Source organism: Mesopusillimonas faecipullorum (genome assembly GCF_020539505.1).
Lineage (GTDB): Bacteria > Pseudomonadota > Gammaproteobacteria > Burkholderiales > Burkholderiaceae_B > Mesopusillimonas > Mesopusillimonas faecipullorum.
The window spans coordinates 1-13,437 of the sequence record NZ_JACDXW010000002.1 but is presented as its reverse complement, the minus strand read 5'-3'; the positions used below and the strand labels follow the sequence as shown (position 1 = coordinate 13,437).

Genomic DNA, 13,437 nt, shown 5'->3' with positions numbered 1-13,437 from the left:
TTCGTCATCGATTGCAACGCTGTTGCACCAGTACGTCTACCACCGACGGGTCGGCAAGCGTGCTGGTGTCTCCGAGCTGATCGGGGGCGTTCTCGGCAATCTTGCGCAAAATACGTCGCATGATTTTGCCCGAACGTGTTTTCGGTAAGGCCGGCGCCCATTGCAGTTGGTCAGGCGTCGCGATGGGGCCAATGACCTCACGCACATGTCGCACCAACTCGCTCTTCAAGGCGTCGGTGCCCTCTATGCCGGCCACCAGCGTCACGTAAAAGTAAATACCCTGGCCTTTTACGTCGTGCGGATAGCCAACCACTGCGGCTTCAGCCACCTTGGCATGCGCCACCAAGGCGCTTTCCAATTCCGCAGTGCCCAAGCGGTGGCCGCTGACGTTGATGACATCGTCAACACGTCCGGTAATCCAGTAGTCTCCATCAGCGTCGCGGCGGGCGCCATCCCCCGTGAGGTAATAGCCAGGGTAAGGCTTGAAGTAGGTATCAATAAAGCGTTGATGATCACCATAAATCGTTCTGGCTTGCCCCGGCCACGAGTCTGCGATAACCAACTGCCCTTCACCTTCGCCTAGCACTTCGTGGCCGTTGTTGTCGATCAGGGCGGGTTTGACGCCGAACAAAGGACGCGTAGCCGCCCCCGGTTTGAGCGTAGTCGCCCCCGGTAAGGGGGCAATCAAGATGCCACCATTTTCGGTCTGCCACCAGGTATCAACGATGGGGCACCGCCCTTCTCCCACGACTTCGTGATACCAGCGCCAAGCCTGGGGGTTGATGGGTTCACCAACAGTCCCTAAAACACGCAAAGACTGTCTGGAGCAAGCCTTGACGGGTTCCTCCCCCTCGCGCATCAAAGCGCGTATTGCCGTGGGCGCCGTGTAGAAGATACTGACTTGATGGCGATCGACCACGCGCCAGAAACGGGAGGCATCAGGGTAACTAGGCACTCCTTCGAACATCAAAGTGGTCGCCCCATTCAGTAGTGGCCCATACACAATATAGCTGTGTCCGGTAATCCAGCCGATATCGGCCGTGCACCAGTAAACGTCGTCTTCACGAAGATCGAAAACCACTTGATGAGTCAAACTGGCATACACCGCGTAGCCGCCCGTAGTGTGCAGCAAGCCCTTAGGTTTACCCGTACTACCCGAGGTATACAAAATGAATAACGGGTCTTCAGCTTCCATAGACTCGGGTTCACATATGGCGTTTTGGCTTTGCACACATTCGTGCCACCAATGGTCTCGCCCCGCTCGCATGTCCACTTTTCCGCCCGTGTGCCTAAGCACCAAGACCGCCTCTATCTGCTCAGTACCCGGTTGTGCCAAGGCCGCATCCACATTGGACTTCAGGGCAATCCTTCGCCCGCCACGCCAACCTTCATCAGCAGTCAGAACAAGCTTGGCACCACAATCCCGAATGCGATCTGCCAAAGACGAGGGCGAGAAGCCCCCAAACACCACATTGTGAACGGCTCCGATGCGTGAGCAAGCTAGCAGCGCCACCGCCGCCTCGATCACCATGGGAAGGTAAACCGTCACCCTATCGCCCTTTCGTACACCCAGCGAGCGCAACACATTGGCCAGCCTACATACACGTTCATGCAATTCGCGGTAGCTGACAGTCTGGGCGGGCACATTGGGGTCATCGGGCTCCCAGAGGATGGCGGGCTTGTCGCCAAGACGCTCTAGATGGCGGTCTAGGCAGTTATAACTGACATTCAAACGACCATCTTCAAACCACCTAACATGAAAGTCGTCGGGGTCGAAACTGACATCGCGGATACGCTGCGGCGGTTGAAACCAATGCAAGCGCTGTGCTGCTCGTGCCCAAAACTGATCGGGCTCCTGCACCGACTCCGCATACAGACGCTGGTAGTCTGCCTGCGTCAAGGTATCGGGCCCTATAAAAGCCGCCTGGGGAGGGTACACCTCTTGAATCTCGCTCATGCTCATGCCTCTTGCAATACATAAAGCGCTGCAGAACCTGGCTCGCAGGCTTAGCGCACCAACGATATGCCTACCTTCAACAGTAGGCGCTTTAACCCGAATTGAGCGGCAAAATCTTATGCACATCCACTATCGTTCTAGCAATCTGCTCGACCGTCACACGCCTGACCATGGCTTGTTCACGCATCAACTTATAGGCCTCTTCTTCTGAAATCCGCTTCGCATCCATCAGAATCATTTTGGCTTCCAGCACTTGCCTCATCCCCGATAGCTTGTTTTCCAACTTTTGGTTCTGTTTAAGCAGCAAAGTGCGCTGGTGCTTGATTTGACGAGCGACAACTATGGTCGCCAACAACCCAAAAGCCTTAACTGGCGAAGTAATGACGCTCTCGACTCCCAGCGTCAGTACGGCCTCGATGATAGTGGGGTTTTCATACATCACTACCGCTATGATCACGGGTCCGCCTGGCTCACGCTGCTTAGCCCAGTCGGGTAACTCTACATTCGGATGCACGGCCAGAAAAACCAAATCCACCGAATCGGGCAACGTCATACTGGGTGGCCAAAACGCCTGAACTTGGCAACCGATGCGCCTTAGCTGCAACAGCAGCTCTTCACTATCGCGATCCTGGGGATGAAAGACGGCCACGCGCAGCCTGCGCAGATCATGCAATAAGCGTGGCGCACTGCAGCCCGCGGCAAGCTCATCGAACGCCATCATGTATCGCTCTCCGCGCCTAGCCTGAGCGTCCAGTCTCCCAGCGAATGGGTCACCAGATAAGGGTCAGGGTGCACCGCTCGTTTTGCCTGACGCACAATCGTGAACTGCCCCTCATCATTGACCACGCCAATACGTGGATATAGGCATGCATGGTTATTGGCAGGGTCTATGCAGACCCGCCCCTGTGGCGCATCGAACTCCATGCCCAGCAAGTTGGGCATCAGGGCGTCGATGGAGTCGCTGCCCGACAAAGCCATCGCTTTGGCAAAAATATGCACTTGAAAATAGGCAGCTTCCCAACCCGCATTGGGCACCACTTGGTTACCGAATCGGCCACGAAAATTCGCCAGGCAACGCTGATTGGTAGCCGAGTCGACAGATTGAAAATAAGGCGCGGACGATACGTGACCTGCCGCGACATCCACACCCATCTGCAGGACCTCCGCTTCGAGTGTGGTCAAGCTGGCAATGGGCATATTGCGCGGGCTCAGGCCTGCTTCGGCATAAGCACGATAGAAGTGTTGCGTGGAATTACCCACCACGGTCGAGAACACAAAATCGGGTTGCTTGTTCTTGATATCCTCTATGATGTCGGCGAAATCCTCACGCGTGGCATTCAGTGGCACATAGCGCTCTCCCAGTTTTTCACCGCTGGGATGCTGCTGAATCAAGTCCATCATGATGCGATTGGATTCGTAGGGATAGATATAGTCCGAACCCACCAAATACACCCGCGCACCATAATTTGACGTCATGTATTCGGCCAGTTGTATGCTGTTTTGATTAGGCGCCGCCCCCGTGTAAATGACATTGCTCGAGCACTCGAACCCTTCGTAGAGCGTTGGATAAAACAGTACGCGGTTCCATTTTTCAATGATGGGCAACACCGCTTTGCGCGTACTGGACAGATAGCAACCAAAAATAACGTTCACCTTGTCGCGCAGTACCAACTGCTCGGCCAACACGCGATAGCGCCCCGGCGACGAAAGTGGGTCGTAATAGACGACCTCTATTTCCCGACCGTTAATGCCCCCGGACTCGTTGATTTCCTCGATGGCGAATAAGGTTCCCATCAACTGAGAGGTCTCTATGGTGCAGATTTCACCAGTCTTTGAAAATAAAACGCCTACGCGAATGGGATCTCGTTGCGACAATGGTCTTTCTCCAGAAGTGCTCTAAGCTAAAACCCAATCCTGGGCTAATGCCCTACCTGCCACGGCCGCGAGGCGGTGGGCATGGCAAGCGTGCTGCTACGCGTACCCGCGTGCGAGCCATGACCACACCCCGGGCCGTGCACATGTTGGTGCCCGCCCTGCCCCCCATGTTTATGGGAATGCCCCCCCACACGCGGTTCATGCGCACCTTTCTCATTGAACTGATGCGCTTTTCTGGTGGTATGGGACATGGTGTTAAGCTGAGCAGCCGTCAGGACTTTAGAAGCGGTAACGCCACATACGGGGCAATTAGCAGGCGCTTGGTATTCGGACATAGGGCGGACCATGTCGAACGTTCCGCACTGCGTACATACATACTCATAAACAGGCATGACTGTCTCCTACTTTTTTATGAATAGCGGGGCTGTCAGCAGCCCCGCCTGATGGCCTATACCCTTCAGGTTTCGTAGGCCAAGTCACTCTTCTTGACATGCTTAGTCGGCCCGGAAGCATTGGGGCGGATGTCGAAATCAAATATTGCCGTCGGCACCTGAACCGCCACGCAAGCGTTGGGGATATCGACCACGCTGCTAACATGGCCCTCTACTGGAGCGCAGCTGAGTATGGTATAGACCTGCTCTCCTGTATATCCGAATTTTGTCAGGTAGTTAACGGCATTCATGCATGCCTGCTGATAAGCCAGCGTCACGTCTAGATAACGTTGCTTGCCGCTATCTTCAACCGAGATGCCTTCGAACACCAGGTATTGCGAATAATTCGGGTCTACCGGCCCAGGCTCGAACATGGCTTGCTTGATACCGTATTTATTGCAGCCATCTTTGATCAGCTCTACGTGCATGTCTATCCAGCCCGCCATCTCGATGGCGCCGCAGAATGTGATTTCGCCGTCACCCTGCGAGAAGTGCAAGTCGCCAACGACCAAGCCGCCGTCTTTGACATATACCGGCAAGTAAATCTTGCTACCTCGGCACAGATTCTTGATGTCGCAGTTACCGCCATGCTCACGCGGGGGTACCGTGCGTGCTCCCTCTTTGGCGGCGGCCTCAAGTGCCGCACCCTTCAAACCGCCCAAAATGACATCCTGCGGATTAGGCGGCAACGCCAGCGGAGGAACTCGATCAGGATCGGAGGCGATCAGCTCTGCCTCACGCCGGTTCCATTCGTTCAGCAAATCACGCGATGGCAGGCAACCGATAATGCCGGGGTGGGTCAAGCCCGCAAAACGCAGGTTGGGAATATGACGGGAGGTGGCAAAAATGCCGTTGAAATCCCAGATGGCCTTAGCCGTATTGGGAAAGTAATCCGTAAGGAAACCACCAAACTTCTGCTTGCTGAAAATGCCTGTGTAGCCCCAGCGCTCATCCTCAAAGGGGCCGATGTCCAGAATATCAACCACGAGCAAGTCGCCCGGCTCGGCACCGCGCACACCCACAGGCCCGGAAAGATGGTGGCAAGGCGCCAAGTTAACGTCGCGAATGTCATTGGCCGAATCATCGTTGGCAATTTGCCCACCCGTCCAATCGAAGCACTCCACCCTGAAGGACTCCCCTGGGTTGACGTAAGCCGCCATGGGAATGTCGCAATGCCAGCGGTTCATGATGACGGGATTGTCCTGCTCTGTCGGCAGCTTGTTCCTATCGATACTGATTACAGTTTTCATGGTTGGTTTCTCCTTTGAGGAAAACGCCCGTCATGATTGACGGAAAACAATGCAACGGCTCACAGAAAAAGCAGTTGCCGATTCACACGGTCAAGAAAGCCCGCATTTCATCCAGATCCACTTCTTCTCGGTTCTTCTCGTGCACGATCCGCCCTCTATCCAACACGAGAAAACGATCTGCGACGTCCAGTGCAAAACTCAACACTTGCTCAGAAACCAAAATGGAAAAACGCCTTTCACGACGCAGCTCCGTCAGGGTACGAGCCAACTCCTTGATAATCGAAGGCTGAATGCCCTCTGTCGGCTCATCAAGAATCAGCACTTTTGGGTCGGAAACCAGGGCGCGAGCAATAGCCAGCATTTGTTGCTGACCTCCCGACAAATTGCCGCCTTTGCGTTGCGACATTTCCTGAAGCACAGGAAAGAAACGGTAGATGTACTCGGGCACTTCGCCGCCACGCGGCATCCCCGCAAGGATGTTTTCCTTCACCGTCAGCGTGGGGAAAATCATTCTTCCTTGAGGGACGAAAGCCAGGCCTTGCCGCACGCGGTCATAACTGGGCATGCGCTGGATGGGCTGACCGTTAAGCAAAATCTCTTTGCTGCGGGACGGCAACATGCCAATCAGCGCCTTGAGCAGCGTAGTCTTGCCTACCCCGTTGCGCCCCATGACCGCCACAGCCTCTTGCGATCTCAACTCGAAAGTCACATCATGAACAGTGTGGCTCTCACCGTAATAGACGTTCAGATCAGACACCTTCAGCATGATCAGGCTCCCAGATAGACTTCAATGACGCGCTGATTGCGTTGCACTTCATCTATGCTGCCTTCGCACAGCACACTGCCCTGGTGCATCACCGTTACCGTGTGCGCAATCGAACGCACGAACTCCATATCGTGTTCGATCACCACTATCGATTTCCCGCGGGCAATGCGTTTGAGCAATTCAGCCGTTTGCTCGCGCTCTTTGTGGCTCATGCCCGCCACAGGCTCATCCAGCAACAATAAAGCCGGGTCTTGGATCAGCATCATGCCTATCTCCAGCCACTGCTTCTGCCCATGGCTGAGATGCTTGGCCTTGGTCCGTAGGACACTATCCAGAAACACCCAACTGGCGACCTCTGCAATGCGCTTGGCCACCGTCGCATCACGCCGAAACAGCAAAGAGCCCCACACGCTGCGCCCTTCCGGCAAAGACACCTCGAAGTTTTCCCTTACGCTTAGGTCTTCATATACAGACGGCGTCTGAAATTTTCTCGCTACGCCCAATCTGACGATCTGATGCTCTTCAAGACGCGTCAGGTCAGTGCCCTTGAACATCACCCGCCCCTGGCGAGGCTTGGTTTTGCCGCATATGATGTCCAGCAATGTAGTCTTGCCCGCACCGTTCGGGCCTATCACGACTCTTAACTCGTTATGCCGCACATTCAGACTTAAGCCATTAACAGCCTTGAAGCCGTCGAATACAACGGTGATGTCCTCAATCGAAACAATGTTGTCGGTCATGATTTGCGTACGCCGAAGTTGAGTATCCGATGATTGGGAGATAGCCTGCGCAGCTGCGATGGTCGCCGTCATAACGATGACTCCTTCGATGTGGTCCGTGCCATGATCTGTTCCGCCAGGCCCGCCAAGCCCTTGGGCATAGCCACCACCACCAGAATGAACACAGCCCCCAGAAAAAACAGCCAGCTTTCAGGGAAATTCTCGGAAAGGTAAGAGCGGGCATAACCAATCAACAAGGCGCCAACCACCGCACCCGGCACAGATAAACGCCCCCCGACCGCTGCGTAGATAACCATCTCCACAGAAGCCATCACGCCCACCACAGAGGGTGCGATCAACCCCACCTGCAAGGTGTACATGGCCCCGCCCACCGAAGACAGCACGGCAGCAACCGTAAAGACAAAAGCCTTGATAAGCGCGGTGTTGTAGCCCGAGAATCGCACCCGGTCTTCGTGGTCCCGTATGGCGATCAGTATTTTTCCAAGTCGCGTACGGATGATGAAACTAGCTATCAGCATGACCAACAGCAGCAAGCCCAACTGCACGAAATACAGGATTTCCTTGGCTTCATCCTCCAGGATGTCCATGCCCAACAGCGTGGTGAAGTCCGTAATGCCATTGGATCCCCCCGTTTGCCCCTGACTGCCGATAATCCAGACCGATAGCGCCAGAGCCAACGCCAATGTAATGATGGCCAGATACACCCCACTGATTCGCTTGCGAAAAATGGCATACGAGAAAACAAAAGCCAACACAGCGGGAATCAAGAACACCCCAATCACCGTTAGGGTGAAGCTTTTGAACGGCACCCACCAAACCGGTAAAGCCTGCATGCTGCTCCACACCATAAACTCGGGTATCTCCGGCGCAGAGGCTTCCATTTTCAAAAACATGGCTATCAGATAACCGCCTATACCGAAGAAGACCCCCTGCCCTAAACTCAGGATGCCGCCATAACCCCACATCAGTACGATGCCAATCGCCACGAAGGCCATGGATATGTACTTGCTGAACAGGCTAAGCTGATAGGGATCCAGCATGGCTGGCAGGATAAAAACCAAGAACACGCCCAGCAACAGATAAGCCAAGCCCTCATTGATGTCGCGATATCTACCCATGGCTTATCTCCTGACTTTGGACGCAAACAAGCCTTGCGGCCGGAAGTACAGCACGCATATCACCAGCAACAGAATGGCTACCTTGGCCATAGAGCCACTGGTGACGTATTCAAGCGTGGTCTGAGACTGTGCAATGGTGAAGGCCGACAACACAGTGCCAACCAGGCTTTGCACGCCACCGAACACAACCACAATGAAGGTGTCGACGATATACAGCTGACCTGTACCCGGATTGGTAGAGCCAATCATCGTGAACACACTGCCCGCAATACCTGCCAAACCCGAACCCAGCGCAAAAGTCAGCGCATCGACCTTATTGGTATTGATGCCTACCGCCCCGCTCATGGCGCGGTTCTGGGTCACCGCTCGCACTTTTAGGCCCCATCGCGTGCGATACAACAGCATGTAAATACCTACGGTGACTAAAACCGTCAGGCCTATGATGAAGATACGATTCAAAGAGAACTGCATGCCCGCTACGGGCTGCCATGCCCCGTCCAGCCAGCCAGGCAGTGGCACGCTGACCTCCTGAGCCCCGAAAATAGTGCGATACAACTGCTGCAAAATCAGGCTTAGCCCCCAAGTCGCAAGCAGGGTATCCAGCGGCCGGTCGTAAAAGAAGCGAATAAAGCTGCGCTCCAGGAAATAGCCGAATGCAAACGTCACCAGAAACGCACAGATGATGGCGGGGATAATGTAGGTGTCCAGTAAAGACGGCACGTAATGCTGGAAGAACAATGCCACCAGATAAGTGATGTAAGCCCCCATGGCCATCAATTCGCCGTGCGCCATATTGATGACGCCCATCAAGCCAAATACGATGGCCAAGCCAATCGCCATCAATAACAAAATGGTGAACAAACTCAGGCCACCAAACATTTGCATGATGATTATGTTCATGCTGTCTCCTGCTTGTTGTTTCCGCTTTTTCGCATCATCTGGCCCACCCATCGAAGTTTTTGGGCGCAACAGCCCCACAGACAAGCCCAAGGCCTGTCTGTTTTCGTGGCTGTTGCGACTACCCGGTGCTTAGATCAAATCTCGGGAAATGGATTGGGCGGCACGAGATCTGGCGTCTGATAGACGATATCGAACTGGCCGTCCGCTTTGGCCCGGCCTACGCGCACACGCATCCAGATGTGGTGGTTTTTGTCATCGAAGCGCACGAAGCCGCTAGGCGCCTCAAAGCCGAGACCAGAACTAGCGGCAATCACATCGTCGGGCACAAAGGAGTTGCCTTTCTCTACAGCCTCTTTCCATAGATACACCGAGTTGTAGGCGCACTCCATGGGATAGCCGACGACCCGATTCTGCCCGTATTTGTCTTTAAAGGCCTTAACAAAGCGGTGGTTGGCCGGTGTATCTAAAGACTGGAAATAGCCCATGCACGAGTAAGTTCCTTCGGCATTTTCTTTGCCTATGCCGTCGATCTCGTTTTCGGTTACCAAAGTAGAGAGCAAGGTGATCTGGTCGCCACCAAGACCGGCAGCCCTGAGTTGCTTATAGAACGCGACGTTACTGCCCCCCACCACTGTGCTGTAGATGCAATCTGGTTTGGCCGCCTTGATCTTATTGATAATGGAAGAAAACTCGGTATGACCAAGTGGCGCGTACTCTTCACCAACGACCTCGCCACCAAACTTTGCAATCGCCTGCTTGGCAATCTTGTTGCAGGTAACCGGATAGATGTAATCGGAACCCACCAAGAAAATTTTCTTGCCCTTCTCGCGTATCATCCAATCCATCGCAGCCACTACCGATTGCGTAGCATCTTGCGCGGTATACATGCAACGTGGGTCTTGCTCTAGGCCCTCGTAATAGGTGGGGTAATACAGCAAGCCTTTGGCCTGACGAAAAGCAGGCAACACAGCTTTGCGCAAAGCCGATGAGTAACACCCCACTACTGCGGCCACATTGTGACGCCGCAATAGCACTCGGGCTTTCTCGGCAAAAGTTGGGGCGTCACTAGCTCCGTCTTCGACATAGGGGATGATCTTGCGACCTAGAACCCCACCTGCCGCATTGATTTGCTCGATAGCCAATTGCTCGGCGTCTACCTGTGCTGCTTCTGAGATGGCAAAGGTACCAGTCAGCGAATGCAGCAATCCCAGCCGCACTGAATCACTGGTTACGCCCTTCATGTCTTGGGCCATGCCCAAGCCCGGCATCATACCGGCAGCTACCAATGAGCCACTCGCCTGGATGAATCTACGTCGGGTAAATTGAGTCATTGTCATACACCTGTGTGTTGGAAGTTCAAGAATTACTTCTACGACAACTTTGCTTCACGGCCGATGCACATACGACTTGGCAGAATCAGTCAGACGTTTCTTATTGACGGCTCCTACCGACCAGACGAGCTCAGACTCAAATCAGCGAGACGAAAAAAACGCCTCGCCCAGATCGTGAGATCTGAGAGAGGCGTTTTTGCCTAGCATTCAGTTGGCAACATTGGCAACCGATGCGAAATGTCTGGTGGATACATAACAGGTATCTGAGACAAACTATAAGTATGCAGCGAAGCAGCGTCAACCTGGGGTTAACCCAAATAAATGGGTCATTCTATGCAAGTTGGCTAGTTCACATAAAAAAGCGCCTGGCTTTGTCATTAAGCCAGGCGCTCGAGGCTGCACTGAATCAAGTCTTAGTTAGAGGCAGGCTCAGGGGCGGGTTCAGCCGGTTTGGTGACAAACCCCATGCGTTTCATGCCACCAGCACGGGCGCTGCCCATGACTTCAGCAAGCGTCTCATAGCGCGTGTTCACGTCTGCACGAATACGCAGTTGTGGCTGAGGATCTTTTACAGACTCCAGCTTGAAACGCTCGGTCAGTGCTTCCAGGCTAAGAGGCTGATCATTCCAGAAAATCTGCCCTATGTCGTCTACGGCCAAATCTATGATGACGGGTTCTTGTTCGACAGGCTCCGCACTGACCTGGGGAACATTGATTTTGATCGAGTGACTCAGCATAGGCGCCGTGATGATGAAAATCACCAATAGCACCAGCATCACGTCGATGAGCGGCACCATATTGATTTCGGACATCGCATGCCCGCTGCCCTTAGAGTCGAAGCTTCCGAACGCCATGATTATTCACCCTTGCCGGCGCTGGCCAAAGTATGCACCTTGCCACGTCGCGAACCATTTTCGTGCACCTGTTGCCCCGTAGAGAGGAAGGTGAACAGATCATGGGCAAAAGCATCGAGCTTGGCTAGGTAAACACGGTTGCTGCGCACAAATGCGTTATAACCCAACACGGCTGGAATCGCCACGGCCAAACCCAGCCCCGTCATGATCAGCGCTTCGCCCACAGGGCCGGCAATACGATTGACAGTGACGCCTTGCGACATACCGATGTTGATCAGCGCGTGGTAAACGCCCCAAACCGTACCGAACAAACCGACGAAAGGTGCCGTAGAGCCTATGGAGGCCAGCAACGTCAAACCGTTTTCGAGTTTGGCGGTTTCTTCATCTATGACTTTACGGATGATACGCGTAACGAAGGCACTGGTAGAGCCTTTCTCTTCGAGTTTCAGCGCACCATACTTTACGTGGTGATTGCGTGCATGAATAGCATGGCTAGCCAAGTGCGAGAACGGCTCGCGCGCGCCATGCGTGCTGATCTCGTTCTCGACTTGCTCTAAAGAGCCGGCGGCCCAAAAATGATTAAGAAACTGCGCAGAACGCCTGCGAATACGCCAGTTCATAAAAGTCTTGGCGAAAATCAGGTACCAGCTAATCAAAGACATGACCACCAGTATGACAAACAAACCCTTGCCCAAGGCATCGCTTTGAGCAATGAAATGCAGCATGCCTGTGTCAGTCATCGCCTGCGCGGTAGAGTCCAGAGCGCCCGGTGCGGCCAAGGCGGCTGTTGCCGCGGCATCCAATGCCTGAGTCGCAGCAGGCGCGGCGGCTTGCGCAGCAGCATCAAGTGCTTGGGTAGCCGTCTGCGCAGCCTGTAAGGTCGTTTCAGCGGTCGCTTCAGCTTGGGGCACTGCTTCGCCAGTCAAGCCCGCAGCATTGGCGAGGGGAGCAGCGCTGCCCTCAGCCCCGCTCGCCTGGCTAACCTGCGCCAGCATCGTTCTGGCCCGTTCAAGTACATCAAACATAATCGCTCTTCCTAGTTAAGGACGAAATCAAAAGGAATATCTGCCAGCGCGGGATAAGCCACGCCGTTTTCTGTATAGGGCCGGAACCGTGCAGAACGTGCCGCACGCAGGGCGGACTGATCCAGCAATGAGTGTCCGGAAGTCGTGCGAACACTGGCTTCCTCTACCTCGCCACGAGGTGAAATCAAGACGCGGATGACCACGCGACCCGTTTCCCCTCTTCGTTGCGATGCGCGCGGATACTGCGCATTGGGCTTACGACCCAGGTAATCCACCGTGCCTATCATGCGCGGACGGTTATCTGGTGCCGCCTTAGGCGCCTGAGGAGGCGCAGCTACGTTGGATGTACCCGAGGGTGCTGCCGGCGGTTTAGTTGTTTCTGAGACAGGCTTGTCTTGCTTAGGAACTGGCTTGGGCTTAGGTTTGGGTTTAGGCTTGGGTGGCGGAGGTGGAGGCTCTTGGATGGCCTCTGGTTCGGGCTCGGGCTCCGGCTCGGGGATAGGCTCTGGCTCTGGCTCTGGCTCTGGTTCCGGCTCGGGAGGAACCTCTTCCACAACCTCAGGTTCTGGGCTTGCAATGGTATCCACGAACTCTGGGCCTATTTCGACGAACTGAATCTCCAGAGCGTCGGCCATATCGATATGGGGTTCGCTTGGGGCGGCAAAAATGGCGCCTAAAACCGCCAAATGCACCGCAGCCACGCACGCCACGGCGCTAACCTTAATCAGAACTGTGCGGTCCTGTGGTTCGACAGTGTGTTGCTGCATGAATCAAATGCCAAAAGTAACTACGAGGACCGGTTCGTCTTTTTTTAACGCCACTTAGCAAAGTGGTAGCGACAAAAAAAGCCCGCCCGCGGACTTAATTCATAACGATATCATAAATGCGAACCATTAACAACTGCAATGTTGTTTCGGATACATTGATTTGTGTGCTGTTTAATTTGCCAAACCTAGGCGTCGCACGAAATCGCAGCGCGAGTAGCCAGACAGATCATACTACCGGAGGTGGTTTCTGCGCCTTTATCCTGGTATTGATCTTTTTATCTTTCATGTAGGCATAAAAAAACCCCCACCAGCGTTTGAGCTGATGGGGGTTTTCGGTATAAGAGCCTGACGATGACCTACTTTCACACACGGACGTGCACTATCATCGGCGCAAAGGCGTTTCACTGTCCTGTTCGGGATGGG

General features: G+C 54.3%; 13 protein-coding genes, 1 rRNA gene and 1 pseudogene. All 15 read right to left on the bottom strand.

Annotated elements, in window-relative coordinates:
• Nucleotides 1–4 precede the first annotated feature (4 nt).
• Nucleotides 5–1,957: an acetate--CoA ligase gene (acs, locus tag H0484_RS03375; RefSeq protein WP_226953036.1), complete on the bottom strand. Its 1,953-nt coding sequence runs from the start codon at nucleotides 1,955–1,957 to the stop codon at nucleotides 5–7.
• A gap of 91 nt (nucleotides 1,958–2,048) precedes the next feature.
• Nucleotides 2,049–2,678, bottom strand: a complete 630-nt coding sequence (locus tag H0484_RS03370; protein ID WP_226953035.1) for an ANTAR domain-containing response regulator — start codon at nucleotides 2,676–2,678, stop codon at nucleotides 2,049–2,051.
• On the bottom strand, nucleotides 2,675–3,832 hold the full coding sequence (locus tag H0484_RS03365) for a transporter substrate-binding domain-containing protein (RefSeq protein WP_226953034.1): 1,158 nt from the start codon (nucleotides 3,830–3,832) through the stop codon (nucleotides 2,675–2,677). Before H0484_RS03365 ends, H0484_RS03370 begins: the two co-directional genes overlap by 4 nt.
• A 44-nt stretch (nucleotides 3,833–3,876) precedes the next feature.
• Nucleotides 3,877–4,083 (bottom strand): hypothetical protein, encoded by a 207-nt coding sequence (locus H0484_RS03360; protein WP_226953733.1) that lies wholly within the window; start codon nucleotides 4,081–4,083, stop codon nucleotides 3,877–3,879.
• A gap of 18 nt (nucleotides 4,084–4,101) precedes the next feature.
• Nucleotides 4,102–4,224, bottom strand: a pseudogene (locus H0484_RS15235) (FmdB family zinc ribbon protein); the annotation flags it as partial.
• 65 nt (nucleotides 4,225–4,289) lie between these two features.
• Entirely contained in the window at nucleotides 4,290–5,513 is a 1,224-nt protein-coding gene (gene fmdA / locus H0484_RS03350; protein WP_226953033.1) for a formamidase, read from the bottom strand.
• Nucleotides 5,514–5,595: 82 nt separating this feature from the next.
• Nucleotides 5,596–6,279 carry an urea ABC transporter ATP-binding subunit UrtE gene (gene urtE / locus H0484_RS03345; protein WP_226953032.1) on the bottom strand — a complete coding sequence of 228 codons (684 nt, stop codon included), beginning with the start codon at nucleotides 6,277–6,279 and terminating at the stop codon, nucleotides 5,596–5,598.
• 2 nt (nucleotides 6,280–6,281) lie between these two features.
• Nucleotides 6,282–7,019: an urea ABC transporter ATP-binding protein UrtD gene (gene urtD / locus H0484_RS03340; protein ID WP_226953701.1), complete on the bottom strand. Its 738-nt coding sequence runs from the start codon at nucleotides 7,017–7,019 to the stop codon at nucleotides 6,282–6,284.
• Nucleotides 7,020–7,087: 68 nt separating this feature from the next.
• Complete coding sequence (gene urtC / locus H0484_RS03335) at nucleotides 7,088–8,137, bottom strand: urea ABC transporter permease subunit UrtC (RefSeq protein ID WP_226953031.1); 1,050 nt, start codon at nucleotides 8,135–8,137, stop codon at nucleotides 7,088–7,090.
• A 3-nt stretch (nucleotides 8,138–8,140) separates the two neighbouring features.
• A complete protein-coding gene (gene urtB / locus H0484_RS03330) occupies nucleotides 8,141–9,037 on the bottom strand; it encodes an urea ABC transporter permease subunit UrtB (protein ID WP_226953030.1) in 897 nt (298 codons plus the stop codon).
• Between the two features lie 134 nt (nucleotides 9,038–9,171).
• Nucleotides 9,172–10,368 (bottom strand): transporter substrate-binding protein, encoded by a 1,197-nt coding sequence (locus H0484_RS03325; RefSeq protein WP_226953029.1) that lies wholly within the window; start codon nucleotides 10,366–10,368, stop codon nucleotides 9,172–9,174.
• A 413-nt stretch (nucleotides 10,369–10,781) separates the two neighbouring features.
• Nucleotides 10,782–11,222, bottom strand: coding sequence for an ExbD/TolR family protein (locus tag H0484_RS03320; protein WP_226953028.1), 441 nt, complete (start codon nucleotides 11,220–11,222; stop codon nucleotides 10,782–10,784).
• A 2-nt stretch (nucleotides 11,223–11,224) separates the two neighbouring features.
• Nucleotides 11,225–12,247: a MotA/TolQ/ExbB proton channel family protein gene (locus H0484_RS03315; RefSeq protein WP_226953027.1), complete on the bottom strand. Its 1,023-nt coding sequence runs from the start codon at nucleotides 12,245–12,247 to the stop codon at nucleotides 11,225–11,227.
• 11 nt (nucleotides 12,248–12,258) lie between these two features.
• A complete protein-coding gene (locus H0484_RS03310; protein WP_226953026.1) occupies nucleotides 12,259–13,014 on the bottom strand; it encodes an energy transducer TonB in 756 nt (251 codons plus the stop codon).
• A 343-nt stretch (nucleotides 13,015–13,357) separates the two neighbouring features.
• Nucleotides 13,358–13,437 (bottom strand): 5S ribosomal RNA (gene rrf, locus H0484_RS15300); the annotation flags it as partial.